This window comes from Paracoccus broussonetiae, assembly GCF_031854425.1.
In the GTDB taxonomy this organism is placed as follows: domain Bacteria; phylum Pseudomonadota; class Alphaproteobacteria; order Rhodobacterales; family Rhodobacteraceae; genus Paracoccus; species Paracoccus broussonetiae.
Genome location: NZ_JAVRQI010000005.1, coordinates 199911 through 224420 on the forward strand (window position 1 = coordinate 199911; position 24510 = coordinate 224420).

At 62.3% G+C, this 24510-nt stretch carries 32 protein-coding genes and 1 tRNA gene; 17 read left to right on the forward strand and 16 right to left on the reverse strand.

The window, feature by feature from the left end; genetic code table 11:
• Positions 1-5: 5 nt before the first annotated feature.
• Positions 6-767 (reverse strand): alpha/beta fold hydrolase, encoded by a 762-nt coding sequence (locus RM190_RS08370; protein WP_311758960.1) that lies wholly within the window; start codon positions 765-767, stop codon positions 6-8.
• Positions 768-772: 5 nt separating this feature from the next.
• Positions 773-1372, reverse strand: coding sequence for a 2-hydroxychromene-2-carboxylate isomerase (locus tag RM190_RS08375; protein ID WP_311758961.1), 600 nt, complete (start codon positions 1370-1372; stop codon positions 773-775).
• 104 nt (positions 1373-1476) lie between these two features.
• On the opposite strand from RM190_RS08375, the gene RM190_RS08380 reads away from it, so the two are divergent.
• Positions 1477-2496 carry a ribose-phosphate pyrophosphokinase gene (locus RM190_RS08380; protein ID WP_311758962.1) on the forward strand — a complete coding sequence of 340 codons (1020 nt, stop codon included), beginning with the start codon at positions 1477-1479 and terminating at the stop codon, positions 2494-2496.
• A gap of 88 nt (positions 2497-2584) precedes the next feature.
• On the opposite strand, the gene RM190_RS08385 is transcribed toward RM190_RS08380, so the two are convergent.
• The 3 genes from RM190_RS08385 to rlmB all read right to left on the reverse strand — a co-directional run bounded on the left by RM190_RS08385 (position 2585) and on the right by rlmB (position 4542).
• The gene (locus RM190_RS08385) at positions 2585-3037 is read right to left on the reverse strand and encodes a CoA-binding protein (protein WP_311758963.1); all 453 of its coding nucleotides are present in this window, start codon (positions 3035-3037) and stop codon (positions 2585-2587) included.
• A 186-nt stretch (positions 3038-3223) separates the two neighbouring features.
• Positions 3224-3637, reverse strand: coding sequence for a YHS domain-containing (seleno)protein (locus RM190_RS08390; RefSeq protein ID WP_311758964.1), 414 nt, complete (start codon positions 3635-3637; stop codon positions 3224-3226).
• 107 nt (positions 3638-3744) lie between these two features.
• Positions 3745-4542 (reverse strand): 23S rRNA (guanosine(2251)-2'-O)-methyltransferase RlmB, encoded by a 798-nt coding sequence (gene rlmB, locus RM190_RS08395; protein ID WP_311758965.1) that lies wholly within the window; start codon positions 4540-4542, stop codon positions 3745-3747.
• A gap of 163 nt (positions 4543-4705) precedes the next feature.
• Between rlmB and RM190_RS08400 the strand changes: the two genes are divergently transcribed.
• The 3 genes from RM190_RS08400 to RM190_RS08410 all read left to right on the forward strand — a co-directional run bounded on the left by RM190_RS08400 (position 4706) and on the right by RM190_RS08410 (position 6228).
• Positions 4706-4789 (forward strand) — tRNA-Tyr (locus tag RM190_RS08400).
• A 179-nt stretch (positions 4790-4968) separates the two neighbouring features.
• Positions 4969-5442, forward strand: coding sequence for a DUF488 domain-containing protein (locus RM190_RS08405; protein WP_311758966.1), 474 nt, complete (start codon positions 4969-4971; stop codon positions 5440-5442).
• Between the two features lie 9 nt (positions 5443-5451).
• Entirely contained in the window at positions 5452-6228 is a 777-nt protein-coding gene (locus tag RM190_RS08410) for a hypothetical protein (protein WP_311758967.1), read from the forward strand.
• Between the two features lie 8 nt (positions 6229-6236).
• Here the strand turns inward: RM190_RS08410 and RM190_RS08415 are convergent, their stop codons facing one another.
• The 10 genes from RM190_RS08415 to RM190_RS23395 all read right to left on the reverse strand — a co-directional run bounded on the left by RM190_RS08415 (position 6237) and on the right by RM190_RS23395 (position 11614).
• Entirely contained in the window at positions 6237-7325 is a 1089-nt protein-coding gene (locus RM190_RS08415) for a tyrosine-type recombinase/integrase (RefSeq protein ID WP_311758968.1), read from the reverse strand.
• A gap of 187 nt (positions 7326-7512) precedes the next feature.
• Positions 7513-8202, reverse strand: coding sequence for a hypothetical protein (locus RM190_RS08420; RefSeq protein WP_311758969.1), 690 nt, complete (start codon positions 8200-8202; stop codon positions 7513-7515).
• Positions 8203-8743: 541 nt separating this feature from the next.
• Positions 8744-9133 carry a dATP/dGTP pyrophosphohydrolase domain-containing protein gene (locus RM190_RS08425; RefSeq protein ID WP_311758970.1) on the reverse strand — a complete coding sequence of 130 codons (390 nt, stop codon included), beginning with the start codon at positions 9131-9133 and terminating at the stop codon, positions 8744-8746.
• Positions 9134-9198: 65 nt separating this feature from the next.
• Entirely contained in the window at positions 9199-9378 is a 180-nt protein-coding gene (locus tag RM190_RS08430) for a hypothetical protein (protein ID WP_311758971.1), read from the reverse strand.
• A 2-nt stretch (positions 9379-9380) separates the two neighbouring features.
• Entirely contained in the window at positions 9381-9728 is a 348-nt protein-coding gene (locus RM190_RS08435; RefSeq protein ID WP_390908175.1) for a DUF2312 domain-containing protein, read from the reverse strand.
• 146 nt (positions 9729-9874) lie between these two features.
• Positions 9875-10069 carry a hypothetical protein gene (locus RM190_RS08440; protein ID WP_311758973.1) on the reverse strand — a complete coding sequence of 65 codons (195 nt, stop codon included), beginning with the start codon at positions 10067-10069 and terminating at the stop codon, positions 9875-9877.
• Positions 10069-10290 carry a hypothetical protein gene (locus RM190_RS08445; protein ID WP_311758974.1) on the reverse strand — a complete coding sequence of 74 codons (222 nt, stop codon included), beginning with the start codon at positions 10288-10290 and terminating at the stop codon, positions 10069-10071. The genes RM190_RS08440 and RM190_RS08445 overlap by 1 nt, the downstream gene beginning before the upstream one ends.
• A 236-nt stretch (positions 10291-10526) precedes the next feature.
• Positions 10527-10742: a hypothetical protein gene (locus RM190_RS08450; protein WP_311758975.1), complete on the reverse strand. Its 216-nt coding sequence runs from the start codon at positions 10740-10742 to the stop codon at positions 10527-10529.
• A complete protein-coding gene (locus tag RM190_RS08455; protein WP_311758976.1) occupies positions 10742-11056 on the reverse strand; it encodes a hypothetical protein in 315 nt (104 codons plus the stop codon). Before RM190_RS08455 ends, RM190_RS08450 begins: the two co-directional genes overlap by 1 nt.
• A 216-nt stretch (positions 11057-11272) precedes the next feature.
• Positions 11273-11614 (reverse strand): helix-turn-helix domain-containing protein, encoded by a 342-nt coding sequence (locus tag RM190_RS23395; protein WP_390908146.1) that lies wholly within the window; start codon positions 11612-11614, stop codon positions 11273-11275.
• A 424-nt stretch (positions 11615-12038) separates the two neighbouring features.
• Between RM190_RS23395 and RM190_RS08460 the strand changes: the two genes are divergently transcribed.
• On the forward strand, positions 12039-12269 hold the full coding sequence (locus RM190_RS08460) for a hypothetical protein (protein WP_311758977.1): 231 nt from the start codon (positions 12039-12041) through the stop codon (positions 12267-12269).
• Positions 12269-12421: a hypothetical protein gene (locus tag RM190_RS08465; RefSeq protein ID WP_311758978.1), complete on the forward strand. Its 153-nt coding sequence runs from the start codon at positions 12269-12271 to the stop codon at positions 12419-12421. Before RM190_RS08460 ends, RM190_RS08465 begins: the two co-directional genes overlap by 1 nt.
• 48 nt (positions 12422-12469) lie before the next feature.
• Here RM190_RS08465 and RM190_RS08470 read toward each other — a convergent pair whose 3' ends face one another.
• Positions 12470-12730: a hypothetical protein gene (locus RM190_RS08470; protein ID WP_311758979.1), complete on the reverse strand. Its 261-nt coding sequence runs from the start codon at positions 12728-12730 to the stop codon at positions 12470-12472.
• A 237-nt stretch (positions 12731-12967) separates the two neighbouring features.
• Between RM190_RS08470 and RM190_RS08475 the strand changes: the two genes are divergently transcribed.
• The 11 genes from RM190_RS08475 to RM190_RS08525 all read left to right on the forward strand — a co-directional run bounded on the left by RM190_RS08475 (position 12968) and on the right by RM190_RS08525 (position 24450).
• The gene (locus RM190_RS08475) at positions 12968-13468 is read left to right on the forward strand and encodes a hypothetical protein (RefSeq protein WP_311758980.1); all 501 of its coding nucleotides are present in this window, start codon (positions 12968-12970) and stop codon (positions 13466-13468) included.
• The gene (locus RM190_RS08480) at positions 13465-14130 is read left to right on the forward strand and encodes a hypothetical protein (RefSeq protein ID WP_311758981.1); all 666 of its coding nucleotides are present in this window, start codon (positions 13465-13467) and stop codon (positions 14128-14130) included. Before RM190_RS08475 ends, RM190_RS08480 begins: the two co-directional genes overlap by 4 nt.
• Positions 14127-14786: a DUF1376 domain-containing protein gene (locus tag RM190_RS08485; RefSeq protein WP_311758982.1), complete on the forward strand. Its 660-nt coding sequence runs from the start codon at positions 14127-14129 to the stop codon at positions 14784-14786. Before RM190_RS08480 ends, RM190_RS08485 begins: the two co-directional genes overlap by 4 nt.
• Before the next feature lie 238 nt (positions 14787-15024).
• Positions 15025-15609, forward strand: coding sequence for a hypothetical protein (locus RM190_RS08490; protein WP_311758983.1), 585 nt, complete (start codon positions 15025-15027; stop codon positions 15607-15609).
• Entirely contained in the window at positions 15606-16244 is a 639-nt protein-coding gene (locus RM190_RS08495) for a hypothetical protein (RefSeq protein WP_311758984.1), read from the forward strand. The genes RM190_RS08490 and RM190_RS08495 overlap by 4 nt, the downstream gene beginning before the upstream one ends.
• A 723-nt stretch (positions 16245-16967) precedes the next feature.
• Entirely contained in the window at positions 16968-17690 is a 723-nt protein-coding gene (locus tag RM190_RS08500; protein WP_311758985.1) for a hypothetical protein, read from the forward strand.
• A 131-nt stretch (positions 17691-17821) separates the two neighbouring features.
• Positions 17822-18487, forward strand: coding sequence for a terminase small subunit (locus RM190_RS08505; RefSeq protein WP_311758986.1), 666 nt, complete (start codon positions 17822-17824; stop codon positions 18485-18487).
• Positions 18488-18489: 2 nt separating this feature from the next.
• Entirely contained in the window at positions 18490-20658 is a 2169-nt protein-coding gene (locus RM190_RS08510) for a terminase gpA endonuclease subunit (protein ID WP_311758987.1), read from the forward strand.
• 3 nt (positions 20659-20661) lie between these two features.
• Positions 20662-20865 carry a phage head-tail joining protein gene (locus RM190_RS08515; protein WP_311758988.1) on the forward strand — a complete coding sequence of 68 codons (204 nt, stop codon included), beginning with the start codon at positions 20662-20664 and terminating at the stop codon, positions 20863-20865.
• Positions 20865-22331, forward strand: coding sequence for a phage portal protein (locus RM190_RS08520; RefSeq protein ID WP_311758989.1), 1467 nt, complete (start codon positions 20865-20867; stop codon positions 22329-22331). The genes RM190_RS08515 and RM190_RS08520 overlap by 1 nt, the downstream gene beginning before the upstream one ends.
• Positions 22315-24450, forward strand: a complete 2136-nt coding sequence (locus RM190_RS08525; protein WP_311758990.1) for a Clp protease ClpP — start codon at positions 22315-22317, stop codon at positions 24448-24450. Before RM190_RS08520 ends, RM190_RS08525 begins: the two co-directional genes overlap by 17 nt.
• Positions 24451-24510 lie beyond the last annotated feature (60 nt).

Below are 24510 nucleotides of genomic sequence, written 5' to 3' on the forward strand. Positions count from 1 at the left end.
GTCTTTCAGGCGCGCTCAAGGTTCAGCCGGATCAACTCGGCCGTCTGGGTCGGATGCGTGATCGGCAGCATGTGCGAGGCGTCCTGAACCACGGCCCGGCCGACATCCTGAAGACGCGATGCCAAGGCCTGGGCGATCGAGGGAATCGAGTTCGGCGAATCCTGCCCCATGATCAGCATCACCGGTGCGTCGATTGATTCCAGCCCGTCTGGCCGCAGTATATTGGCGCTGTCATGCAGCAGGGTGTCATTGCCGGAAACGACCATTGCCATCTGCCGCGCCAATCGCTTGCGAGCAGCCGTGGTCTGCATGTCCCAATCGAGACCACCCCATATCGTAAGAAACCGCCGCGCCGCATCCTCGGGCGCACCATTTTGCGCCATCTCGCTGATTTCCTGCAATTCCTCGGTATCGTCGGGATCGGGCGAGGCTGCGAAAAGAACCGGTTCGATCAGTGTCAGGCTGCGCACGGCCTCGGGTGCTGCGACCGCGATACGCAGGGCGACCGTCGCGCCGATGCTGTGCCCGATCAGGTCCAGCGGACGCGTGATCAGCGCCGCTGCCTGCCGGGTGACGGTGGTGTGAAAGTCTGGTGGGCCGCCATCCCAGTCGGGACTGGCGCCGTGGCCGGGCATGTCGGGCGCAGTTATCTGCACCAGATCCTGAAGCTGCGCGGCGATGGGGCGCCAATAGCTGGCATTGCCCATCATGCAATGCAGCGCCAGCGCCGGGCGATCCTGGTTGCCCGGCCATGTTCTTGGGCTCATGTCGATCACAGCGCGGCGAGGTGCCGGTCCAGGAAGTCGAGCCTGTCCTGTCCCCAGAAACGTTCATTGCTTTCGCGCACGATATAGAAGGGAGCGCCGAAGACACCGGCTTCGACTGCTTCCTCAAGATTGCGCTCATAGACCTGTGCGCCGATGAAAAGCCCGCTGTTGACGAGACCCGGATCAAAGCCCGCGCCAGACAGTTTGGCGCGGATGACCTCATCATCGGCGATGTCCAGCTGTTCGGCCCAGACGGCGCGGACAAAGCTTTGCACCAGCCCGGCCAGATCCCCTCCGCCAGCCTTTTGTGCCGCGATCACGGCATAGGCCGAAGGAGCGGCATTTACCGGCCAGAAGGCGGGTCGCATGTTCAGGGGCAGTCCCAACAGGTCGGACCAGCGCCGCAATTCCTGATCGCGATACTCCAGCCGCGAAGGATGGCGGTTCGCCGGACGAACGCCGCCGGTCCGGTCGAAAAGCTGAAGCAGGTCGACGGGTTTGTACGTGATCTCGGCCCCGTGCCGTGCGGCGATTTCCTCAAGCCGGGCACCGGCAAGATAGGTCCAGGGGCTTTGTGTCCCAAAGTAATAGTCGATATGCGCCATAAGCGGGCCTCCGGGGTTTGCGGGCAAGCTAACCCGGTGATAAGCGGTGTGCAATCGCACGAATCCAGCAATAATCCAGCCAATTCTGATAGACGGAGCAAGCCATGCCGGCCATGACCGAACCCAAGCTTATTGCGGGCAATGCCAACCGGCCGCTGGCCAATGCCATTGCCCGGCGCATGTCGATGCATCGCGGCATGAACGTCGCTCCGATCGAGGCGCGCGTCGAACGTTTCAACGACCAGGAAATCTTCGTCGAGGTCTATGAGAACGTCCGTGGCGAGGACATGTTCATCATCCAGTCGACTTCGAATCCCGCGAACGACAACCTGATGGAACTGCTGATCATGACGGATGCGCTGAAGCGTTCGTCGGCGTCGCGCATCACGGCGGTGATCCCCTATTTCGGCTATGCCCGGCAGGACCGCCGCGCCAAGGCGCGCACGCCGATCAGCGCCAAGCTGGTCGCGAACCTGCTGACCGAGGCGGGCGTCGACCGGGTCCTGACGCTGGACCTGCACGCCGCACAGATCCAGGGCTTTTTCGATATCCCGGTGGACAACCTTTACGCCGCTCCTGTCTTTGCGCTGGACATCAAGCACCATTTCAAGGACCGCCTGTCGGACCTGATGGTGATTTCCCCCGACGTCGGCGGCGTCGCGCGTGCGCGCGAACTGGCGCAGCGGATCGGCGCGCCCCTGGCCATCGTTGACAAGCGTCGTGAAAAGCCGGGCGAAATTGCCGAGATGACCGTGATCGGTGACGTGACGGGCAAGACCTGCATCATCGTCGACGACATTTGCGACACGGCCGGGACGCTGTGCAAGGCGGCGCAAGTCCTGACCGAGCATGGCGCGGTCGAGGTTCATGCCTATATCACGCACGGCGTGCTGTCCGGCCCCGCGGTCGAGCGTGTGCAGAAATCCGTGATGAAATCGCTGGTCATTACCGACTCGATCGAGCCGGGCGACAAGGTCCGTTCGGCCAGCAACATCCGCATCGTGCCGACCGCACCGATGTTCGCGCAGGCCATCCTGAACATCTGGAACGGCACTTCGGTCAGTTCGCTCTTCGAGGTCGATACGCTCGGTCCGATCTACGAAGGTCTTTATACCGGCTTCTGACAGACGGTGTCGCGGCGTGGCCCATCCACGTCCGAAAGCCCCGGCGGCCAGATGGCAGCCGGGGCTTTTCCGTTGCAGGAAGATCCCGTTACAGGAAGCGCGGGAACTCGATTTTCGGACAGCGATCCTCGATCACAGTCAGGCCGCGGGCGCGCGCGCGCTGCGCGGCGGGCTCGTGAAAGATGCCAAGTTGCATCCAGATCGTCCGCACATCACGCAGATGGGCAAGCGCCTCATCGACGATCGAGGGGATGGCCTCGGCCCGCCGGAAAATATCCACCATATCGACGCGAATATCGGCGGGAATCTGCGCAAGGCTGCCAAAGACGGGCTCATCCAGGATCTCGGTGCCTGCATGAAACGGATTTACGGGAATCACTCGGTACCCTTGGGACTTCAGAAACCGTGCCACGCCCCAAGCGGGGCGCAACTCGTTCGGCGACAGACCGACCATGGCGATACAACGTGTTTCGCGGGCGATTCGTGCAATGTCATCGTCCATCGGCGAAACGCCGATGTCGCGAAGTATGGCATACTGCATGTGATCCTCCCCCAGATCTCAAACTAAAGTGGCATGGAAAAAGCGCCCGGTCCAGTGTATCTGGCCGGGCGCAAGTCGCGGAACGAGGGACAGTGATCTGAACATGAGCGTTCCGTGCCCATGTTCCCCAAATAAATGCGCACTGTGGCCCGAAAGTTCCACAGGCTTCACCATTTTGTGAAAAATTTACGGATGAAGGCGCGCCCAGACCGCCTTGGCCTGCATCAGCACGTGCTGCGGATCGGCCAGAAGGCGCCTTCGCGCCGCTTCAGACCGCAAAAGATAGGTCCGCTGGCCGATCACGGCGAAATAGCGCGGGTTACCCGGCTCGGACCGACCCTCGGACAAAGCCACGACGCAAAGCCCGCCCAATCCCGGCGCGAATGCACGGGGATTGGCCTCGAATGCGGTGCGGTTGTCCTCGGTCGCAAAATGCCAGGACTTGCCGCGCCACATGGTCACGATGTCCGAGCGTCCCGGGATCGCCGCGCCCTCACGGCTATAGGAAACGGGATCCATGCCGTCCAATGCCCAATCCTGCGCCTGCGCGGCATGGCTCGCGAAGGTCAGGGACAGAAGCAGGGCGATAGTTCGAATCATGGCAGTGAGGAGGGCAATGCGAATGGGGATATGCTATTGATCTGACAAATCCCCGCCCGAATCTCAACCTGCGTGGGGCACAGCTATCCGCGTTGTGATTCCTAGCCTCAGATGCGTGAGGCCGCGTACAGCCCGACTGCCGCCGCGTTCGAGACGTTGAGCGATCCGAAATCCGCAGCAAAGGGAATGCGCAGGATCTTGTCGCAGGTCTCACGCGTGCGTTCGCGCAGGCCGGGCCCCTCGGCCCCAAGGACCAGGCAGAGGGCGCGGCCGGACAGGGTGGCCAGCGCGTCGGGCAGGCTCTCTTCTCCGGTGCCGTCAAGCCCAAGGACCAGATAGCCCATCTCTTTCAATTCGATCAGTGCGTCTGCAAGGTTCCCCACCCGCAGATAGGGCTGTCGCTCCAGCGCGCCCGAGGCGGTCTTGGCCAATGCGCCGGTTTCAGGCGCGCTGTGGCGCGATGGCGCGATGACCGCGCGCGCGCCAAACACTTCGGCCGAGCGCAGGATCGCGCCGACGTTATGCGGATCGGTCACGCGGTCCAGCGCAACCAGCAGCGGCCTGCCCGGACCTGAAAGCGCCAGATCTGCCAGGTTGCCCCATTTCAGGGGCTTCACCTCAAGCGCGGCCCCCTGATGGACGCTTTCTGGGGGAAGGGGCACGGTCTTGTCGAAGCTGCGCGCATCCGCGATCTCTGGTTCGATCCCATCGGGCAGGGGTCCCAGCCGGTCCAGCGCGTTCTGGGTCACGACAAGGCGCAGCTTTTCACGGGCGGGGTTGGCCAGCGCGTCGCGGACCGCGTGCAGGCCGAACAGCCAGACGGTTTCGGCGGCAGCGGCACGGCGCGCACGTTCCTTGTCGATTACCCAGGTGGGCTTCTTCGTTTTCTGCGGTTTCTCGGCCATGACGCTTCCTTGCTTGCGTTAGTGGTAGCGCAGAAATCGCCGACAAATGCAACCTTTCGCTGGGTCCTGCACAGTTCTTGCCGGCAGGATGATTTTTCCCCGTTTCAGCGCTTGACGCCCCCGCCCCCTATGGGTAATCACCCCCCACGCCGAGGCGTTCGGCGGGCGACGTGCTGCAAGGTGCGGCAGCGGACTGTAACTCCGCCGGGGAGACCCATGCCTGGTTCGATTCCAGGGTCGCCCACCATTTCCAAAAATTATACAATGATTTCAATGGTGGATGTGTCCCGCAAGGGGCGCACAGGGCCTTATAGAAATCAATCAGTTGCAAGATAGGTGTCCCGCAATAATTTGCCGGGCGCCAGCAATTGCTTGCAAGAACTGGTCCCACAATAGAAGCTTTGAAAAAATGAGAGGCCTGAGCAGATGAATCATCACTGGCGCAATGATCTCGGCACGACCATCCATACTGTAGGATACGAAAAGACAGATGTGCATGCTTATGTCGAATGCCTGAAAGATGCCTCGGTCCAAGTGCTCGTTGACGTTAGGGAGAGGCCCATCTCGAGAAAGAAGGGCTTCTCAAAGCGTGCGCTTGCCGAGGCGGTCGAGGCCGCGGGTATCCGCTACATCCATGTCCAGGCACTCGGCGATCCTAAGCCGGGAAGGGATGCAGCTCGCGCCGGGGAGCATGATCGATTTGTCGAGATCTTCTCCGGGCACATGAAATCTGAACAAGCGCAGGAGGCGCTGGCAAGCTTGGCCGAAGATATCGGGGGGCTTCGCATTTGCCTCACATGCTTCGAGCGCGATCACACGTGCTGCCATAGAACAATTGTCGCAGAGCAACTGGCGGCGCTTACCAATGGTAAAATCGAGCATCTGAAAGTATCGGTCTGACCTTTAAACATGGCGCGCTCGGTTACTTCCCACGAACAGGAAATCGACGTCGTAGTGCTGATTAAAGCTGCTCCCGAGATGGGGCGGAAGCACGGTGAAACCGTGTGCGTAGCGGGTGTCGATCTTAATGGCAGGTGGCATCGACTATATCCAGTTGCCTTCCGCGACCTCGATAAGAGCAGGCAATTTTACCGTTGGGATATTGTCCGAGTTCGTTGGCGCCGCCCACAGGACGATGATCGGGTCGAGAGCAAGAGAATTGATCCGTTGACACTCGCCGTAGTCGGGAACGTGAAGCAGCGGGAGCGGTTTGGACTGGTTGAGAGGTCTTTGATTTCCTCTCTTGAGGATGAGTTAAATAATGGTCGATCTCTCGCGCTGATAAGGCCAGACAACGTGAGATTTCATACTCCGAGAATGACGTCGGCGGAGTTGGACAAATCGAACCGGCGAAGGTCGCAACTCATCAACCAGGGCGACATGTTTGCAAAGTCTATGATCCCCGCGACTTCGCCCCCCGTATCCTTCAAATACACCTTCGACCACGGGGGGAAGCGCCGGACTCACTCTTGCATCGACTGGGAGACTGAGCGGACCTTTTTCAAGTGGCGCGAACTCTATGGGGAGGAGGAGGCGCTTCGAAAGATGCGTGCGCAGTGGGGCGAAGAAATGCCGGCGAGCGGCTTGGTGTTTGCGATGGGTACGCATCGAGTGAAAATGTTCAAGAAGTGGTTGCTGTCCGGGGTTTTGCAGGTACCAGTAGGCACGCAACCGTTCCTACTTTGAGGTCGGTGTTACCAATCCAGAGAAGCCAGCGCACGCACGCCATCAGCCGCAAGGATTCGCCTCTCAGCGCCCTTCGTATAGACCTCTGATGTCTTCGCTTGGGTGTGTGCCATCACCGCCATGATCTGATGCTGGCTGCATCCAGCTTCAGCCATCATCTCGGCCACGGCCTTCCTGACGCCATGGGATGATCGGCCAGGCAATCCGGCCGCATCACACCATCTCTGAACTCGGACCCGCAGGGCCTCGCTGCTGGAGAATGGCTTGCCCTTCTCGCTCAAAAGGTAGGAAGGTCCCACGACCTTTGCAGCGCGCGTTGCATCGTAAAACGGCTGCAGCATTGGAATGGACACGAATGCCGATCCCTTCTTCCGCGGTTGCCACTCCAGCCAGGTCTGACCAGCTCGGGCGACTTCCTGGTCGCGCCCGATCCAGATTGCATCCCCGATACGGCAAGCGGTGAAAGCCTGGAGAGTGAGCCATAGATGGGCGGTGGTTCCTGCGGGGTGGGCCTTCTTGAACTTCTTGAGGTCGTTCGGTGTCCATGGCACCGCTCCGCCCTTGGGGGCAGTGTTAATCACCGAGATCCCGGCGGCCGGATTGTGCGCGATCTCGCCGCGCTCCATTGCCCATCTGTAAACAGCGCGTACTGACTTGATGAGATTGTCGGCCGCGCCCGGGTGGGCGGCCCAAGCATCTCTGATGGCGACCAGCGCGCTGGTGGGGGCATCCATGTCCGATGCACCGTATCGATCTCCGTCGTCGTCCGTATGGTCGCAGAACCGACCCAGGACGCTGCGTCGCTGCTTCAGTGTGGCCGGCGACATCTGACCGGCCTCGACCATCTTGCTGAGAAAATCCAGGTACCGCTGGCAGAGCCAGTCCAGTGATCGTTCGGCATTGCGCTCGCGTGGTGGTTGCCACTGTTCGCCAGCTCGGGCGGCGTAGTAGTAGTTGGCAAACCCGGGATCCTCGGGGGTTACGGGGATCGCGATCCTGCGCGCCTTGTTGCCCTCGACCCGCACACGGTAACGCATGGTTCCGTTACGATGCCGCTCAATCAGCAGGCCCGGAAAATCAACTCGCAAATCGCTCACCTCTTGGCCCACTGTTTAGGCCGAAGAGGTTGCACCTTGCCGGGTTCGCTGTCCACCGGCGCTGTCATAGTTGTCACCTGGACGGTGCCGTCCTTGGAAACGGAAAAGCCTGTCACATTCAGACCGCAGGATTTCGCGGCTTCCAAGGCGCGTTGAATTGCGGCCTGACTCGCTGCGGGTGCCCCCATTACGCTGCCCTCCTGATCGCTTCCATGGCGTGTCCGCCCCATTGGTCGGCAGCGGCGTCCGCGACCCCCTCGAATGTTCTGCTGCGTATCTTCCAGCGATCCGGTCCGGGCGGTGCGCGGTGGACGGCATTCCACGCCTTCCAATCGTCGCTGCCCCGCTCTGGCTCCGCCAGCATGTCCGTTGGTGTCAGCTGAGGCAGGCCGCGCAGATAGAAACCGGTGTTCTTGTAGGCCGGTTCGCCGAACCAGAACGGTTGGACCATCTGGGGAGCGGGCAGATCCTCGGGCATGCGATCGCGCGCCAGGTCATTCATTTCCGGGTTCTCGATTGCGACTCGCTTGATCGGCGCGCGCCAGCAGGCGGTGAACAGCGCGACCCCTTCCTCGAACTCTGCCTTCATGCTGTCCCAGCTGCGGCCCTTGGGCAGCTGCTTTGGCGGTGTCCACTTGCCCGGACCGGACATCCAGCGGCGACCGGACCGGCAAAGCCGGGTGCAGGGCGGATGCATGACCGCGAGCAGATCCCATCCGTCATTCAGCAGATCCCGCACGTCACCGCGGATATGACGGTTGCTGCCATCCTCGGCCGCCAGAAGGTCGCAGGACCACACATCGTGGCCGCGCGCGGCGAAGGCCCGTCGCATAACGCCCGAGGTTTCGCAGGCGATGAGGACGCGGAGCGAGGTCATTTGTCCTGCTCCTTTGAGATCCGCGTGATCTTCCCGATATTAATCTTGGATGGGTTCGCCCGCTTGATGCCGCGCCAGCAGGTCCACCGGAACGGATGAAGGCAGGGCGGCCCTTCCGTCCATTCCCAGAAGACCAGGTCACAAGGTGCCCTGAGCCATCCAAGGCGGTAAGGAGTCTGTGCTGGTGTGGCGTGCGGAAAGAGACAAGGCTGGTCAGCCATGGTGAGCCTCCAGCGCGCGCGGGGCCGAACCATAAGTCATTAGACAAGCCATAGAGCTACGCGCGATAGTCAAACGAAGAATCAACCGGATTGGATTTGCAGGGTGGTTACGACCTACCGTTACATCGTCACGCGCAAGGCCGATGGATTCGTCTACCCAACTGAGACCATCACCGACATCGCCAATCAGGGGATGAAAGCAATGGTGGCTACGGTTCGCTCTGTGTTTGCTGTCAATCATCCACCAACACGGGGCGGAAGATCGGAGGAAATCGACGTCGAAATGTGGGAAGCTGTGCCGGGACGATAGAACTTTCCTATTATCCATGACGTGCTGCCTCTGCCGGCGCATGGCCTTCAAACAGCGGTATCCCTACGGCGGGCGAGGTAGTGTGCGCATGTTCGATCGCCTCGCCCTCGCGCGTCTTGCCCCACGCCCTGGCCTTGTTGACCGCCAGCTTCTCGCGGATGGCTTGGGCCAGCTGCTCGTCGCTGATACCAGCACGACGCTGCATGTCCCACAGCAGCATCCAGCAATCGGCATGCTCGATTGGGTCGCACGGTGCTGCGGCCACCTCCAGAGCCTCCTTCGACAGGTGCTTGGCGGGACCGACTGCGGAGACGTCGCCGAATTGGGCCTGCGACCATGCGGCGTGCTCAGCGCGCAGCTGGGCGAGATCGGCAGCGGGTGGGGTGCTAAGGCGGTTCATGGCTGTGGCTTTCGCGTGGTGACCTCTCTGGATGCCGGCGCGCACGGCGCCGGGCACCGGAAGGGTCAATCCGTGCTGGTGATCGTGACGTAGGGATCAGCGCCGACCGGGTTGGATGCTTGCCAATCCCCGGCCCGTAGGCGCTCAGCGACCCCGTCAAGAAGCCGGGCGGCTTGTTCTCTGGTGTCGAAGCTGCCCTGGACCTCGACATAGATCCGTTCGGTCTGGGTTTGCATCTCGGCCATCGTCAGGCCATCCCCATCGCGGCTTTGTACATTTCGAGGATGGCCTCTTCCTCGGCGATGTCGTCTTTGTCGCGCTTTCGCAGTGCGATGATCTTGCGCATGATCTTGGTAACGTAGCCGCGGGCCTTAGCCTCGGCCATCAACTCCTTCTGCTGCGTGACCACCTCAGCCTTCTCGACCTCAAGCTGCTCGAACTGCTCGATGAACTGGCGCAGCTCACTCGCTGCAACGCCATATGCCTGATCAGACACAGCGCGATCCTTTTGCGTTTCCTTCATCGGCGGTGCCTTCCGGCGCTTCTTGTCGGCATCTTTCATCGCCGCGCCGATAGCGGCCTGATCCACGGGCATGTTCATTTCAGCTCCTCATCAGGGCACTGTTGGAAAAAGGCTGGCCGCTGTCGATGGTGGAGGGAGGAGCGGCAGCGGCCAGCCAGTCGGGGTGCAGGCTTACGGCACCCATCTCGGTGGCAGGACTTGTGTCCTGCGGAAATCAGTCAGCCCCGGTCTGGCACCACGTTCACCAGGTGCGCGGGACCGAACTCGCGGTGCAGCGCGTCGATGACAAGGTTCGTGATCCGCAGAGCAGTGGCGGTATCCAGCTCGGCAATCGCGACAGTTGCCACGGTCGAACCGGTGAATTTGTCTACGATCACGCCGCCCTTGGTTTCGTGGAAACGCGTGCCCGCCATCACAGGCCTCCGCCTTCCGCCTGCACCATGCAGGCTTCAACGGAACCGCAAGCGGGCGCGGCCATGGCCTGCGGGGCAAAGACCAGCCAGCCGATGAACAGGCCAATGGCGAGGAACGTGCCCGCGATGACACAAATCACCGACGCCACGCCGCTCATCCTGTCCTCGGGCCGCTTCACCTGGGACTGGAAGGTCCTGATGTGGGGATAGTGGTCATCCATCCGTGCGATCTCCCATTCGGCGGGATGCCGATGGGTACTTGATACGTGTGAAGTATCACACGGTCAAGGTTAATGATGTGAAATATCACACATTGAGAATGACCCCGCGATTCGCCCCTGCTATCCTGCCGGCGGGTGGGCGGTAGCGCGAAACTGCCTGTGCCTCACTGCGACGCATGATCATCCCCCAAAAAAAGTGAGCACTCTAGAGATGAATGGTGAGTAAGCGCTTATACTTAAGCCCAATCTCCCAGTATATCCGCCCAGTCGCTCAGCATTCTGGCCGCGCCGAAGTCGCCGTGCTTTTCCCGCTCGGCGGCTGCCATTCTGAGGTAATGGGGGAGTTCAGTGAGAGGAATTACCCCCTTCTGCACCGTTTGGAGCCGCAGCAAACCGATCACCACACGCGCGGCGATTTCGATCTGTTCTGGATCCTCGCCGCCTTCGTCCATCACTTCGGCTCTTTGGCTTTTTCCAAGGCCTCGCTTGTGCGGGCGCGCAGTTCGGCCTTCTTGCATTTCAGCCAAAGCGTCACGAAGTCGTTGCCATCTTCGACTTGGAACCAGGACGCCCCAATCCGCGCGATTGTGGTCAGAACGTGGCGGGCGGCCCAAACGGCGATGGCCGTCCCAAGGATGAACCAGAACAGGGAGGTGAAGGCTTTCGCGGGGCCGTCGCCCGAGAACGGATCTTCGATGCGATGGAAGCTCGCGAAGGCCCCGAGCGTCATGCCGAACCCGGTGATGAATAAGATCGTCCTCAGCATGCTTGGCCTTCCATCTCATTTTTATATTTTATTTCAGATAGATATCAGAACAGTGCGGTGTCGTCTGGGCGCGGATAGTACTTTGATCGTATGGCTGGCGCTCTTCTTCGGGTTGATGGGTCGGCGAAAGCTTGCCTAGTGTTCTAGTAATGTTCCTGTGAGTCGGAGGGGTGATGGGGGATCTGGGCAAGGTGAGGGGCGCAAGCGAGTTCCAACTTATGTTGGCGCTGATTGCCCTGGCCCCGGCACCCGAGGAAGGCGCAAGATTGCCTCTGCAAGTCGCTCTTGCTCGGCTAGATCGTATTGCGACAGAAGCTCGAGCAGCTTTGGAGCAATAGCCTTTTGCGGCGCGTCTCCCGTCAATACGTCCAAGCTCACAGAAAGGGCCTTTGCCAATGCGTAAGCCGTGGAAAGCTTTGGGCTTTGGGCGCGCCCCTCTAGCAAGTCCTGAACCGCCCGCCGGTTCATCTCCGCACGAACAGAGAGGCTAGCCGGATTGAGGCCTTGCGCCTTCATTTCGGCTTCTAGTCGAAATCGGAAGGTTTGGTTCACATCCATGAGCCTTGAATAGCTGTGTGACGTATCACATGCGAATGTGAAGTTTCACCTTGATAGGTGTGAAATATCACACTATCCATGGTTTCATGACCGACACGCATTCCCTCCTTTTCGAAATGGAATCCGCCGCTGCGGAGCTCGGGATTTCTGTGAGCACGCTCGGTAGGTTGTCTGGGCAAGGCGGCAGATTTCATGAACGACTGCGCGATGGAAAAAGGGTTTGGCCGGAGACGGTGACCAAGGTTCGCACTGCGATTGAGCGAGAGCGGCTTCGTCGCTCCGAAACTCCCGAGGACGCGGCATGACCCTTCATCATCCCGCGTCCTCTCTCCGTTCTGGTGATCGTCCTTCTGCACGAGGAAACAACAGCACAGGGCAGTCTGAAATGTCTTTCCGAAAATGCGGTGGCGAGGAGGCGGAGCGCATGTGGTTTGCCGGTCTGCTATGGCGGGCCTTTCCCGAGGCGCGGTCCGAAAACGAACTGGCGGAATTGGCAGCGGATGTCCTGACCTCGGACAGCCGCCCGGTGACGCCACGCACGGTGCGCAACTGGCTGCGGCGTGAGAACGCCCCCCATTTCCGCTATGTGCTGAAGGTGATCGCCCTTGTCGGCGCCGAGGCTGTGTTCCAGGTCATCGATCCGGAGGTGCAGTAATGCGGGTCTGGTGGCGCATCGCGCAGCGCTTTTACGCGGCCCGTCATCGCCGGGCCATGCGGCTGGCAGAACAGTCAGCCGCCGAGGCCGATTGGTTCAAATTGCAGTCGGAAAAGTTTTTCAACAAGATCAAGGGGGCGCGGAAGCAGTGATCGAGAAGCCAGCCGCGCGTTCGTTCACGAGGATTGGGCATGACGCTCTTAATGCCTCACTCCAGCATATACCCAGTCCTGTGATTGGGCGCCGTCAGGTGCTTCCTCGTCCCAATTGGTGGGCTTCAGGTGCCACAGTGTCTGGCGAAGCATGCCCTCGGCAAGGGCATGGCGCGCAAAGATGGCTTGAATGGTGCCCGCATCGGTGTGGGCGCTTGGGGGAAGTTCCAGTTTCAAGAATTCGTCAAGGATTTGCGAAATGGCATCACTGACGTCTTCTTCCGGCCACCCTTTCAGCATCGTCCGCATGACTGCCGCAAGTAGGAGTTCATGGGATTGCAGACGAGTAAGTAGCTGGGTCTCAAGCTCGGGTGGCATGTGTGCGGCCTTTCAGGGGTCTCTTCTGGAACGCTGCCCACATCATTTTTCTCCCGCAATCATTTTTCTAACGCGCGTCCGGGCCGACGCGTCGGTGAGCAAGACTTCGCTACATCGGTTGGTTGCATCAGCGGTCTTGGGCTTCGGTCAGGTCATCGGGGGCGGGGCATGAGCCCCGACATCCCGCACGGCACCGCCAACGGCTACCAGCGATACAAATGCCGCTGCGATGGTTGCCGGGCGGCAGAAGTCGCGCGGCAACGCGAATGGCGCAAGCGGCACCGGGCTGGCAAAGTCCAGCACCGTCCCGACGCGACGGTCTGCGTGCCTGTCACCGTCCGGGGCAAGCTCTATCCCTCCATCTCGATGGCGGCGGCGGATCTTGGGGTCGCGCCGGCCACGATAAGTCACCAGTTGCGCACCTTCGGAACCGGCGACCGCGCCGGGTTAGGCCACAGCGCGCCCAAGCGGATCGTGCTGAACAATGTCCGGCCCTGCATGATCCATGGCCGCCAGTTCGCTTCGATCGAGGCAGCTATCCGATATCTGGGCGTAGGGCGGACGCATCTTTATCGCTCGCTGCGCAAGGGCGTCACACCGAAATACTCCGAATACCTACTGGCAAAGCTGATGGAAGCGGATGCGCGCGCCGGGAAAGCCTTTGCATGAGCCAGAACCGTAGCGCCGCCGTCATGCAACAGCGATCCGAGCCGCATGACAGTCTTGATGACTTCCCGACACCGCCTTGGGCGACGCGGGCGCTCTGTGAATGGCTGGCAGCGCAGACGGTCCTGACGCCCCTCAGCTCTATGATCGTGCGAGAGCCATGCGCCAATCGCGGCCACATGGTCGCGCCGCTGCGAGAGTTTTTCGGAGAAGTCGATGCGGCCGATATCCATGACTATGGCGCCGGCTTCCCGCTGCGCGATTACCTGTTCGGGCCGCTGCCTTCGGCGGTGCATTGGACATTCATGAACCCGCCTTTCCGCCTTGCGGAACAGTTCATCCAACGCGCCCTGGCAACATCGCGGGACGGTGTCGCCGCCATTGTCCGATCGGCTTTCCTCGAAGGTGCCGGACGTTACCGCGACCTGTTCCGCGCCTTCCCACCCAGCGACATCCTGCAGTTCACCGAGCGCGTGGTTATGCATCGGGGCAGGTTGTCCGAAAAGGGCAGCACGGCCACCGCCTATAGCTGGCTCGTCTGGCGCCGCGGCGCGCAGGCTGACCACACCCGCTTTCACTGGATTCCGCCCTGCCGCAAGCGGCTGGAGCGCAAGAGCGATTACCCGGCAGATGTCATTCCTGCCGCGACCGGAGGCTTGCTTTGAGCGTTTACGATACCGCGCCCGCCCGAGATGCCGTCCTTGGCGATTTCTGGGCCTATCCATTGCGTTACGGGGACCGGCTGCAGAGCTTCGACTGGATGCCGCTTTATGTCGAGCGGCTGCTGTCCTCGCGCTTCGTAGCCTCGGCCATTTACGAGGGCAGGCGCCAGGATATTGGCACCGCGCTGCTGCTCTGGTCCGCAAGCCTGAAGCAGAACCCGGCTGGAACCTTGCCGGATGATGATATCGAGCTGGCTCAGCTGGCGAGGTTCGGAGCTGACGTCGACGGCTGGCGCGAGGCCCGGGATGGGGCGCTTTACGGCTGGCGCGCGGTGCATATCGACGACGCGCCGCCCGGCGAGGGGCCACGCCTGGCGCATCCCCTGATCGCGGAAATCGCGGAGGAGCAGTTTAGGCGCAAACGCGGGCGGGAACGTGGGCGCGAAGTCGCGGCCTGGGCGACGATGAAATCCCGCGTTCGCTCCAAGCTCCGCGAGGCCAAGCACGGGCGTATCGCGGGCAACGATTATGCGGTCGAGCAGATCGCGAGCTGGATCAGGGACAGCGATCTCTATGTCACCTCCGAGAATGTGAGGGTGGCGATGGAAACGGTTCTCGGAACGCCGAAGGTCGTTGCGATGAACGGCGAAGGTATCTGAGGCAGTGGTCGGCGTGATGAACTGTAAGTAACTGTAATACGCTGAAATGTGACCGTTATTTACTGTAATGATTACAGTTAATTTCAGTCGGATTTCAGCATGATTTCAGGCCCTGAACTGTAATTGCCCTACAGGACAGAACATCACACCGACAACGACAAGGACATGAAATTCCTTACGGGCGGCAAGGGTCGCGCCTGTGGATAAGTCGGCAAGCTGAGAAAACGGGGATATGGCGATGACAGGGACAAAGGCGGAAGCGGAAGCTCGGGTTGATGCCTTGCTGCTGGAACCTCTGGCGGGGCTGAAGCGCGGGAAGGACGGCAAGGGCAGGCGCCTTAGCCCGGAAGGACATGACGCGATGCTGACGCGGCTACGCGGCTGGCTCGGCTATCTGAGTGATGAGCAGCTATACGGGTTGCGCGATCACATCGCGGCATTGGCCACGAATGGCGAATGGCCCAGCGAAGCTCATGTGCGCAACGTCGCCATCACAGCTTGCCCGCCGCCGCCGGAAACCTCGCCCTATCCGCGCAGCATGATGAAATCCGCACTGGGCCGCCGGGCGCTGGCGCAGGGTTGGGCCTTTGAGATGTATCAGGAAGTTGTGCGCTACGGGCCGCCACCGTTCGTCGAGGGCGGCTGGAAGGAAAAGCAGCTGCGCGAGGAGGCGGTCAAGAACGATCGCCGCCGGTTGATCATCGAAGAAAACATGGCGGCCGGCATGGCCACGGACGCCGAGGCAGCGTGGCTGCGGAACTGGCAACGTGCCATGGCGGAAATCGCTGCGATCCAGGCTGGGCAGGAAGGGACAGTACAATGACCGCGATCTGGCCGGTGCCCTCAAGGCTGCGCGAGATGACCATCCAGCAAGCTCTGGAATGGGCCTTTGCCGTTGAACATGCGCGGATCGATTTCGATGAAACCGGCGCGCATGAGTTCGATCGGGGGGGTGTTGATGCGATCTGGATCCTGCAGCGTCAACATGAACTCGGATGCCGCATCGATGGCGGCGGCTCCAGCGAGCCACATGATGACGCCCAGATCGTTGCTGCATTGGTCGCGCGGCTTCCCATTGAATATGGTGGCCGGCAAATGGCGTCGAAGATCGCCGAATGGGCGAGGTCGCGCAGCGCGCCGGACTGGCGAGTGGATGAGCGGCGTCGCATCGTGCCTTGCGGATGGGAGATGACCGACGCGGGGGAGTGGTGGTGGGCGACACGAAAATTGAAGGAAGTGACGTTTCGCGATAGCCGGAGCCGGATGAAGACCTATCGGCCAGAAATCTGCCCGGTGAGCCTCACCGGTTCGGCGACAGTGCTCGGCCAACGCAGGCGCGAATACCTCGCTTGGCACGGGGCGCTGACCTACCTGCTTTATGATCTGTCCTGGGTCCGATTCACATCCATCCGGATTGTGGATGGGCTTCCTGAACTTGCGCCGTGGAATAGCTGTTGACTTCCCCCTGGCTTCCTTGACATTCTGCCGTCACCACACGTGCGCCCGGAGGGGAAACCCTTGCGGGCGTTTTCCAATTCTATTCCGGCGCTCTCCCTGTCCAAATGGACTGGAACATGCGCAGGGGCACCGGGTTCCAAGCCAGAATGGATTGGAGCCAATCATGAAACACTCTGATGACAAAAGGCCCAGCCCGCGGCGGCTTGCTCGCGCAGGGGTCGCCGTGGTGTCAATCCTGGCGGCGATTGTTGTGGTCTTCTTTTTCGGCCGTCTGATATGGCATGATGAAGTGGAGGAAGCCGATCCGCTAAGCGTCCAGGCTCCAGACGACGCCCGAGGAAATGGTGGCGACCCCGGCGCGAATGGCAGTGTTACAAGCGAGCCTTGATCTTTTTCGGAGTATCTTGCTGAGATACGGGGCGCGGCTACTGCGTGGGGTCGTTGGTTTCTTCATCGGGGGCATTGTTGTCGATGTCGGGTCGTGGCCGAGATGTGGTCGGGTCGTCAATTCGAGCGTTGTCCCGTCGATCGATTGGGCGGTTTGTCGTTTCATCGGGGTCCGAACGCTCTTCCTCCATTCCCGCAGGGTAAGTACCTTCGTCCCGCGGCGGCTGGCCGGGTACGCGTTGTTCGTCCTCTTTGGGCCGGTCCATGGTTTTCCTCCATCTGGCTTGAATGCGTCAAAACCTTGGTGTCTCCGCGAATGTTCCAAAGGCATTTATGATGTTCACCCTCGCGCTGGATGACCGCGACCTGCAGGACAGCCTGTCCCAGCTCTCGGCCCACAAGGTCAAATGGGCGGCCAAGGATGCGCTCGACCTGACTGCTGCGGATGTGCTGGGCCATATCCGGGGGCGGGTCGACACGGTCTTCGATCGTCCGACCAGTTTCACCCGGAACGCCTTCGGAATGCGAAAGGCCCATACCGAACGGCTTGAGGCCGCGGTGTTCGAGATGCCGCGCCAAGCCAGGCGCGATTATTTGAAGGTGCAGGAAAGCGGCGGCCTGCGTCCGCGCACCGGGCTGGAGCAGCTGCTCGACGTCCGGCTGGCCTATGACGGCATCATTGCCGGGGTCGCACCCGCGCCCTTTGCCCAGCTCGATGCCTATGGCAACTGGGCAAGAGGGGAACGGACGCAAGCCTTGTCGGCGGTGCAGGCGCAGCGGGACAGCACGGCTAACACGACCAAGGCGTCGCGCAAGCGGAACCGGAAGCGGGCGGGCTTCTTCGTCCCGAGCCGGGACAGCCGCCTGCCTGCCGGGATATGGAAGCGGGATCCAGACGGCGTCATTTACCAGGTGCTGCGCTTCACCCGGACCGCACCGCATTACGAACAGCGGCTCGGCTTCTATGACGGTGCCGACGAAGTGTTCCGGCTGAGGCTGCCCGATCATCTTCGTCGCCAGATCGAGGCGCGCGCTGCCCGGGCCAGCGGGCGAGGATAGCCTGCCCGATCGGCCTCGGGTCCTTCCGGCAAGGATCATGCACGGGGGTAATTCGGGCCCCGTTAAATTCATGGCAGCAATGTCAACGGCTTACTGCTGTTGCGGTTGCTGTTGTTCATGTTGGGATTGTCATGTCAGAACTTCTCACGCTCTCGGACGGGAGCGTGCTCGATCTTGCACGCTATCCGCTACCCGATGGCGTCGAGGATGACGGCACGCCTTTGAACCGGGTCCAGCTCGCCGCTGCGTTCCGGGTGTCGGTCAACGCCGTCACCGATTGGGTGAACAAGGGCATGCCGGTCATGTCCAGCGGCCAGAACGGCGTCGCCTATGAGTTCCGGCTGTTGCATTGCTGGGCCTGGCGACAGGATCGCGACGACCGGACCAGGGCGACGAAGCTGCGCGCCGACGAGCTGGCCTCGCAGGCGGCCCTCGCGTTTCGCAACCTCGACGAGGATCAGGCGGAAGAGGAGGGGCACCTTTCTGCCGACGAGCTGCGCAAGCTTTCCGAAGCGGAGTACCATCGCAACCGGGTTGCCGAGCAGCGTGGCGATCTGCTGCGCGCCGACCGCGTCCGCGCTTTGACCGAGGACATGTTGGTCGCGTTCGGCACCGCGATGGATAGCCTGCCGGACTTCGCGGAAATGAACTTCGGCCTGACTGCGACGCAGGTGGCCCAGCTTGAGGACTATTGCGACCAGGTGCGCGGCGAGGCCAAGCGGCTGATCGAGGAGCGGGTTTCGCGCGCCGGTTCGGTCGTCGCGATCTCGGGCCGGCAATCGGAAATGGATCTCTGATCATGGTGATGATGCTCGATCGCGGGATGGGGCAGGTCAGTCGCATTCCACCGCTGCCTCCGTTCCTGACGCCCGAAGAACTGGTCGCGGACGCCCTGCCGCTTCTCGACCCGCCCAGCCGGGTATCGGTGACAGATGCCGCGGAGCGATCCTTGCGCGTTCCCATTGCCGGGCGCTGGGGCGGCTACGATCGGAATGTCGCGCCCTATACCGTCGAACCGCAGGACATCTCACAATCGCGCCGCTTCAAAGGCGTGATCTTCGTCGGTCCCTCGCAGTCGGGCAAGTCGCAGATGCTCCTGTCGGTGGCGGCGCATGCGATCACCTGTGCCCCGGGACCGGTACAGCTGATCCATATGACCAAGACCGATGCGGACGCTTGGGTCGAGGAGAAGCTGGATCCGGCCATCCTGAACAGCCCGCTGCTGGCGGAACGTCTCGGCAAGGCCCGCGAGGACAGCACCTTCAGCCGCAAGCGGTTCAAGGGAATGCGCCTCGGCATCGGCTATCCGGTCCCGAACCAGCTTTCGTCGCGGTCGCAGCGCATGGTGCTCCTGACCGACTATGATCACATGCCGCAGCGATTGGGCCCAAAGGATGCCCCGGAGGCTTCGCCCTGGGGTATGGCGCTGCAGCGGATCCGGACATTCCTGAGCCGGGGTTGCGTCTTTGCCGAAAGCACCCCGGCATTCCCGGTGGACGAGATGATGATGCGACCGGCGAGCGCGCTGGAACCGCATCTCCTCCCTGCCACGACCGGCGGCATCGTCAACCTCTACAACGAGGGGACGAGGGGGCGCTGGTACTGGCAATGCATGGATTGCGACGGGCTTTACGAGCCGAGCTTCGCGCGGCTCGATTACGACCGGGATCTCGATCCGGGCGAAGCGGGCGACATGGCGGTCATGGTCTGCCCGCATTGTGGTTCGGTCCTGTCGCACCGTCACAAGCCCGAGATGAACCGGCGCGCCATGTCCCATCATGGGGGCTGGCTGCATGAAGGCCGCGAGGTTGACGAAGAGACAGGTCAGCGCCGCCTTGTCCGGATCGACGATCCGCTGGTGCGCAACACGCCTTTTGCGAGCTACGCCTTCAATGGCGCAGCCGCCGCATTCTCGTCCTGGTCCGGGCTGGTCGAGCGCTACGAGACGGCCCGGCGCGCCTTCGAGATTTCCGGCGACGATCTGGACTTCGCCGGGGTGCATTACACCGAAATCGGCGTTCCGTATCAGCGTCCAAAGGATGATGATGAAGACGCGCTGACGCTGGAAATGCTGCAGCAGCATGCGCTTTCTCTGCCCAAGCGCATCGCGCCCAGCTGGGCGCGTTTCATTACCGTCCAGGTGGACGTGCAGGGCAACCGCTTCGAAGTCATGGTCATGGCCTGGGGCGAGGACGGCCAGCGGGTGGCAATCGACCGATATGCCATCCATCAGCCGCCGGATCACGCACCCAACGCCAAGGGCGACGACGGCAAATACCGCGCTGTCGATCCGGGGCGCTATGCCCAGGATGCGGATGTGCTCGCGGAGCTGGCCGATCTGGTCTTTCCAGTGGATGGCACGGACCGGGGTTTGAAGCCGCTCGCGGTGGTCATCGACTTCAACGGTCCGAAGGGCTGGTCGGACAATGCCGAGAAATTCTGGCGCAAGCAGAACCGCGAAGGGCAGGGTGGCAAGTTCTTTCTCTCGATCGGTCGCGGTGGCTTCAACCAGCGGGATCGGGTCTGGCACGAAGCGCCGGAGCGGTCGTCGGGCGGGGGCAAGGGCAGGGGCATCAAGCTTCTGAACATGGCGGTGGACCGGCTGAAGGATTCGGTGATCGCGGCGCTCGGGCGAACCGATACCCCGGTCGGCGCCCAGCATATTCCGCAATGGATGGGCGCGGAGCATCTGGCCGAACACCTCGCGGAGATCCGCGGCGAAAAGGGCTGGGAGCTGAAGAAGGGCGTGCTGCGCAACGAGAGCCTCGACCATTCGGTGCAGGGCCTGGCGATGGCAGAGCACAAGGGGCTGAACCGGGTGAACTGGGAGGCCCCACCCGAATGGTGCGTAGCAGGTTTGACCAATCTGAACGCGGTACCGCTGGCGCGGCCCAACGATGCGGAAAGCGCACGCGATGTTCCGACCCCAGAAATCCCGCGCAAGATCAATTTCCTCAGGAGGCGCTGAGCCATGTCTTATACACAGGCTGATGCCGATCGCCTGCGGGCCTCGATCGCCAAGGGTGCGGCCGAGGTCGAGGTCGCCGGCGAGCGGGTCAAGTTCCGCTCGCTCGCCGATATGCGCGCCACGCTGGCAATGATCGAGGCGGAACTCGCCGGTGCGCGCGGTCCTGCCTTCGGTGTCAGCTATCCCCGGACCACGCGAGGCTTCTGATGAACATTCTCGATCGGGCTGTCGGGCTCTTCAGCCCGGCGGCCGGACTGCGACGGGCCACGGCGCGTGCGCAGACCGCCATCGTCATGAACTACGACGCGGCCTCGCGCGGTCGGCGAACCTATGGCTGGAAGGCGCCGGCCACCGCGGCCGATGCCGCAGCCTTCGGCTCGCGCGCTCGGCTCAGACAGCTCAGCCGCGACATGATGCGCAACCGCGCCTACGCGGCGCGGGCGCGGGACGTCGTGGTCGCGAACGTCGTGGGCGAGGGCATCGCCCCCTCGATCCGGTCGTCCAGCGCGAACGCGAAGGCGACTGTCGAAGAGCTTCTGAAGCGGCACCTGCTGTCGAACGACATCGATACCCTGGGTGAATACGATCTCTTCGAGATGCAGCAGATCTGCATGTCGACCGTCTTTACCGATGGCGAGGTGCTGCTGCGGCGGCGCATGCGCTCGCCACGGTTTCAGGGCAATCTTGCGCTGCCCTACCAGGTCGAACTGCTTGAGGCGGATTGCCTCGACATGGCAATCCAGAGCCACGGCGATAACCTCGTCTTTGAGGGGGTGGAATATGGTCCGACCGGTGCGGTCGAGGCCTACCATTTCCTGCCGGAACATCCGGGTGCGATCCGTCATAGCAAGCCGCAGGAATCGACGCGGGTGCATTGGTCGGATGTGATCCATATTCGTCGCTTCGAACGACCGGGCCAGCTGCGTGGGGTGCCGTGGCTCGCGCCCGTCATGATGACGCTGGGCGAGCTCTCCGATTACCAGGAGGCGCAGATCCTCAAGCAGCGGATGTCGGCGCTGCTGGCAATCATGCTGAAATGGGCAGTCGGTTCGACCCGGAGCACGAAGGCAGGGGCTGGGCTCGAGGCGCTGGAACCCGGCGCCATCGTGGAACTGCCCGAGGGCGCGGAGCCGGTATCGACCAATCCACCCACGGTCGAGGGCTATGGCGAGTTCATGGAAACCGGGCTCCGGACCATCGCCGCGGGACTGGGGATCACCTATGAGGCTTTGACCGGGGATCTTCGCCGCACGAACTTTTCATCCGGCCGACTGGGCCGCAACGAAATGGATCGGTTGGTCCGCATGTGGCAGCGCGGGTTGATGATCGCCCAGTTCGGTGCCGGGATGGAGCGCTGGTTCCGTGAGGGATTGGCGCTGGTCGGGCATCGCGGCATCGACTTCACCATCGACTGGACGCCGCCGCGCCGCATCCTCGTCGATCCGACCAAGGAAATCCCCGCAATGATCGAAGAGGTCGATGCCGGGCTGAACAGCCGGCAGGGCGTGCAGCGCGAGTTGGGCCGCGATCCGGACCGAATTCGGGAAGAACGTCTGGCAGATCAGCAGGCCGATGCCGCCGCGGGTCTGAAGCCGCCCGCCGAGCAAGAGTCGAAAGCGAACGCCGCCGAACCCACGGACACAGAGGATAAGCCAGATGCGGACAGGGGCTGACCTGATCTCGAACGATGAGTTGATCCTGTCCGGGAACGTCATCGACGATTCCTGGATGAGCTGGATGTGGGACGAGGACGTGTTCTTCAGCCCGTCGATGGTTCGCAGCGCACTGGCACAGCTTGGCGCGGGGCGGATTACTGTCCGCATCAATTCGCTGGGCGGTCATGTGAATGCAGGCGAGCAGATCCGCGCCATGCTCGCCGGCCATGCCGGCGGCTGTCGCATCATCGTCGAGGGCGTGGCGGCCTCGGCGGCTTCGATGATCCTCATGGCAGGGGCTGAGCGGCTCCTGTCAGCTGGCTCGCATATCATGATCCACGATCCGTCCGGGGCAATCTTCGGGACAGTGGATGAAGGCCGCCGTCATCTGGAAGGACTCGAGGTCACCGCCTCGACCTATGCCTCCGTCTATGCCGCAGCCTCGGGCAAGACCCCAGAAGAGGCCCGGAAGATCATGAAGGCCGAGACCTGGTATGGCCCCGATGCGGCCATTGCCGAGGGCTTTGCCGATGGTCTGGCGGATGATGCTACATCGGCACCCCCTGCATCGGCGACCCTCGAGGCCGCCCGCGCCGCCTTTATGGGTGCCAACCGCGTGCTGATGGAACGCATCAGTGCCGCGAAACAGAAACCGGCAACGGATCGGGCCGCGCGGCCCGACCAATCCCCCGCCGCTGCGCGCGGCAATCAGCAAAAGGAGGCCGCGATGGCCAACGAGACCCCGACCGACGCGCCGCAGGCGGATGCCCCGGCCACCATGCAGGCTCCCGCGGTAACACCCCCCGCACCCTCGCCCTCGACCATGCAGCAGCCGAGCACCGCCGACGTCCTGGCCGGTGAGCGCGCCCGGACCCGTGCCATTCGCGAGATGGCCGCGCCCTTCGTCTCCTCGGGCCGCCTGATGCAGGCCGATGTCGATGCGCTGGTCGATGAGGGCGTGTCGGCCGAGGTCGCGGGTTCGCGCTTCATGGCCACCATGGCCGCTGCCGAACCTGCCGGGCGCACCGTCGGCCAGCGCGCCACGATCACACGCGACGATACAGAAACCCAGCTGGAGGGCATGATCGGCGCGATGATGGGACAGGCCGAGGGCCCGGCCCAGCAGTTCCGCGGCATGCGCATCCGCCACCTCGCCATGGAGCTTGCGGGACCCTCGCGCGGCTTCAATGACCCCGATACCATCCGCCGCGGCATGCGGTCGACCACCATGATGGGCGGTGCCTTCGGGGTCAGCGACTTCGCATATGTCACCACCGAGGTGATGAACCGCACCCTTCAGGCAGCCTATCAGCGCCGCGCCGCCACCTGGCAACTGGTGACGGGCGCGCCGCTGACCGCGACCGACTTCCGCGAGCTGCATTCGGTTCGCTTCGGCGGTGATTTCTCGTTGAAGCCGGTGGCCGAGAATGGCGAATACCAGTCGGCGGTTCTGGCGGATGAGGCCGAGGGCCTGAAGGTCGAACGCCGCGGGCGCACGATCAAGCTGACCTTCGAGGCGGTCGTGAACGATGACATGGGTGCCTTCCAGCGCATTCCCATGGAATTCGCCATGGCGGCGCGCAGCATGGAAAACTCCATGGTCTGGGCGTTGATCCGCGCGAACGCCGCGCTGAAATCCGACAATACCGCACTGTTTCACGCCAGCCACAGCAACCTGGCTTCCGGCGGTGCGGCAGCGGCGATCTCGGCGGTCTCGGTCGCGGCGGCGCGCAAGGCGATGTGGGAACAGCGCGCTTTCGGCACGAAGGACAAGGACGATTTCATGCAGGTCGAGCCCGACCGGCTGATCGTCCCCCCGGCACTTGAGCTGGTGGCGCTGCAATTCGCCACGGCAGTGACCCCCGCGGTGGACGGCAACGTCAATCCCTACAAGTCGACCCTCGCGCCCAGCGTGGTGCCGAACCTGGGGGCGGCTGCGGGTGGCTCGGACACCGCCTGGTATCTGATCTCCAGCGACCTCCCGCCGATCGCGCATGCTTATCTCGAAGGCTACAATGCGCCGACCGTCCAGACGATCGAGGGCATGAACCCAGACGCGGTGACCATGAACGCGCGCCATATCTTCGGCGCCGCCGCGGTCGAGTATCGCGGATCCTTCAAGAACAACGGCGCCTGAGCTCCGGTCAATTTCCTGATGAAAGGGCGGCTTAGGCCGCCCTTCGTCGTTTCCCTTTCA

Excerpts from the sequence above, each read along its gene's own strand:
- RM190_RS08385 (WP_311758963.1), bottom strand. The coding sequence starts at position 3,037 with ATGCAGTATGCCATACTTCGCGACATCGGCGTTTCGCCGATGGACGAT.
- RM190_RS08480 (WP_311758981.1), top strand. The coding sequence starts at position 13,465 with ATGAGCCAGAACCGTAGCGCCGCCGTCATGCAACAGCGATCCGAGCCG.
- RM190_RS08460 (WP_311758977.1), top strand. The coding sequence starts at position 12,039 with ATGTGGTTTGCCGGTCTGCTATGGCGGGCCTTTCCCGAGGCGCGGTCC.
- RM190_RS08425 (WP_311758970.1), bottom strand. The coding sequence starts at position 9,133 with ATGAACCGCCTTAGCACCCCACCCGCTGCCGATCTCGCCCAGCTGCGC.
- RM190_RS08390 (WP_311758964.1), bottom strand. The coding sequence starts at position 3,637 with ATGATTCGAACTATCGCCCTGCTTCTGTCCCTGACCTTCGCGAGCCAT.
- RM190_RS08370 (WP_311758960.1), bottom strand. The coding sequence starts at position 767 with ATGAGCCCAAGAACATGGCCGGGCAACCAGGATCGCCCGGCGCTGGCG.
- RM190_RS23395 (WP_390908146.1), bottom strand. The coding sequence starts at position 11,614 with ATGGATGTGAACCAAACCTTCCGATTTCGACTAGAAGCCGAAATGAAG.
- RM190_RS08420 (WP_311758969.1), bottom strand. The coding sequence starts at position 8,202 with ATGACCTCGCTCCGCGTCCTCATCGCCTGCGAAACCTCGGGCGTTATG.
- RM190_RS08510 (WP_311758987.1), top strand. The coding sequence starts at position 18,490 with ATGGTGATGATGCTCGATCGCGGGATGGGGCAGGTCAGTCGCATTCCA.
- RM190_RS08375 (WP_311758961.1), bottom strand. The coding sequence starts at position 1,372 with ATGGCGCATATCGACTATTACTTTGGGACACAAAGCCCCTGGACCTAT.
- RM190_RS08470 (WP_311758979.1), bottom strand. The coding sequence starts at position 12,730 with ATGCGGACGATGCTGAAAGGGTGGCCGGAAGAAGACGTCAGTGATGCC.
- RM190_RS08455 (WP_311758976.1), bottom strand. The coding sequence starts at position 11,056 with ATGCTGAGGACGATCTTATTCATCACCGGGTTCGGCATGACGCTCGGG.
- RM190_RS08475 (WP_311758980.1), top strand. The coding sequence starts at position 12,968 with ATGAGCCCCGACATCCCGCACGGCACCGCCAACGGCTACCAGCGATAC.
- RM190_RS08440 (WP_311758973.1), bottom strand. The coding sequence starts at position 10,069 with ATGGCGGGCACGCGTTTCCACGAAACCAAGGGCGGCGTGATCGTAGAC.
- RM190_RS08520 (WP_311758989.1), top strand. The coding sequence starts at position 20,865 with ATGAACATTCTCGATCGGGCTGTCGGGCTCTTCAGCCCGGCGGCCGGA.
- RM190_RS08505 (WP_311758986.1), top strand. The coding sequence starts at position 17,822 with ATGTCAGAACTTCTCACGCTCTCGGACGGGAGCGTGCTCGATCTTGCA.
- RM190_RS08500 (WP_311758985.1), top strand. The coding sequence starts at position 16,968 with ATGTTCACCCTCGCGCTGGATGACCGCGACCTGCAGGACAGCCTGTCC.
- RM190_RS08405 (WP_311758966.1), top strand. The coding sequence starts at position 4,969 with ATGAATCATCACTGGCGCAATGATCTCGGCACGACCATCCATACTGTA.
- RM190_RS08410 (WP_311758967.1), top strand. The coding sequence starts at position 5,452 with ATGGCGCGCTCGGTTACTTCCCACGAACAGGAAATCGACGTCGTAGTG.
- RM190_RS08435 (WP_390908175.1), bottom strand. The coding sequence starts at position 9,728 with ATGCCCGTGGATCAGGCCGCTATCGGCGCGGCGATGAAAGATGCCGAC.
- RM190_RS08430 (WP_311758971.1), bottom strand. The coding sequence starts at position 9,378 with ATGGCCGAGATGCAAACCCAGACCGAACGGATCTATGTCGAGGTCCAG.
- RM190_RS08450 (WP_311758975.1), bottom strand. The coding sequence starts at position 10,742 with ATGGACGAAGGCGGCGAGGATCCAGAACAGATCGAAATCGCCGCGCGT.
- RM190_RS08495 (WP_311758984.1), top strand. The coding sequence starts at position 15,606 with ATGACCGCGATCTGGCCGGTGCCCTCAAGGCTGCGCGAGATGACCATC.
- RM190_RS08445 (WP_311758974.1), bottom strand. The coding sequence starts at position 10,290 with ATGGATGACCACTATCCCCACATCAGGACCTTCCAGTCCCAGGTGAAG.
- RM190_RS08515 (WP_311758988.1), top strand. The coding sequence starts at position 20,662 with ATGTCTTATACACAGGCTGATGCCGATCGCCTGCGGGCCTCGATCGCC.
- RM190_RS08490 (WP_311758983.1), top strand. The coding sequence starts at position 15,025 with ATGACAGGGACAAAGGCGGAAGCGGAAGCTCGGGTTGATGCCTTGCTG.
- RM190_RS08465 (WP_311758978.1), top strand. The coding sequence starts at position 12,269 with ATGCGGGTCTGGTGGCGCATCGCGCAGCGCTTTTACGCGGCCCGTCAT.
- rlmB (WP_311758965.1), bottom strand. The coding sequence starts at position 4,542 with ATGGCCGAGAAACCGCAGAAAACGAAGAAGCCCACCTGGGTAATCGAC.
- RM190_RS08525 (WP_311758990.1), top strand. The coding sequence starts at position 22,315 with ATGCGGACAGGGGCTGACCTGATCTCGAACGATGAGTTGATCCTGTCC.
- RM190_RS08380 (WP_311758962.1), top strand. The coding sequence starts at position 1,477 with ATGCCGGCCATGACCGAACCCAAGCTTATTGCGGGCAATGCCAACCGG.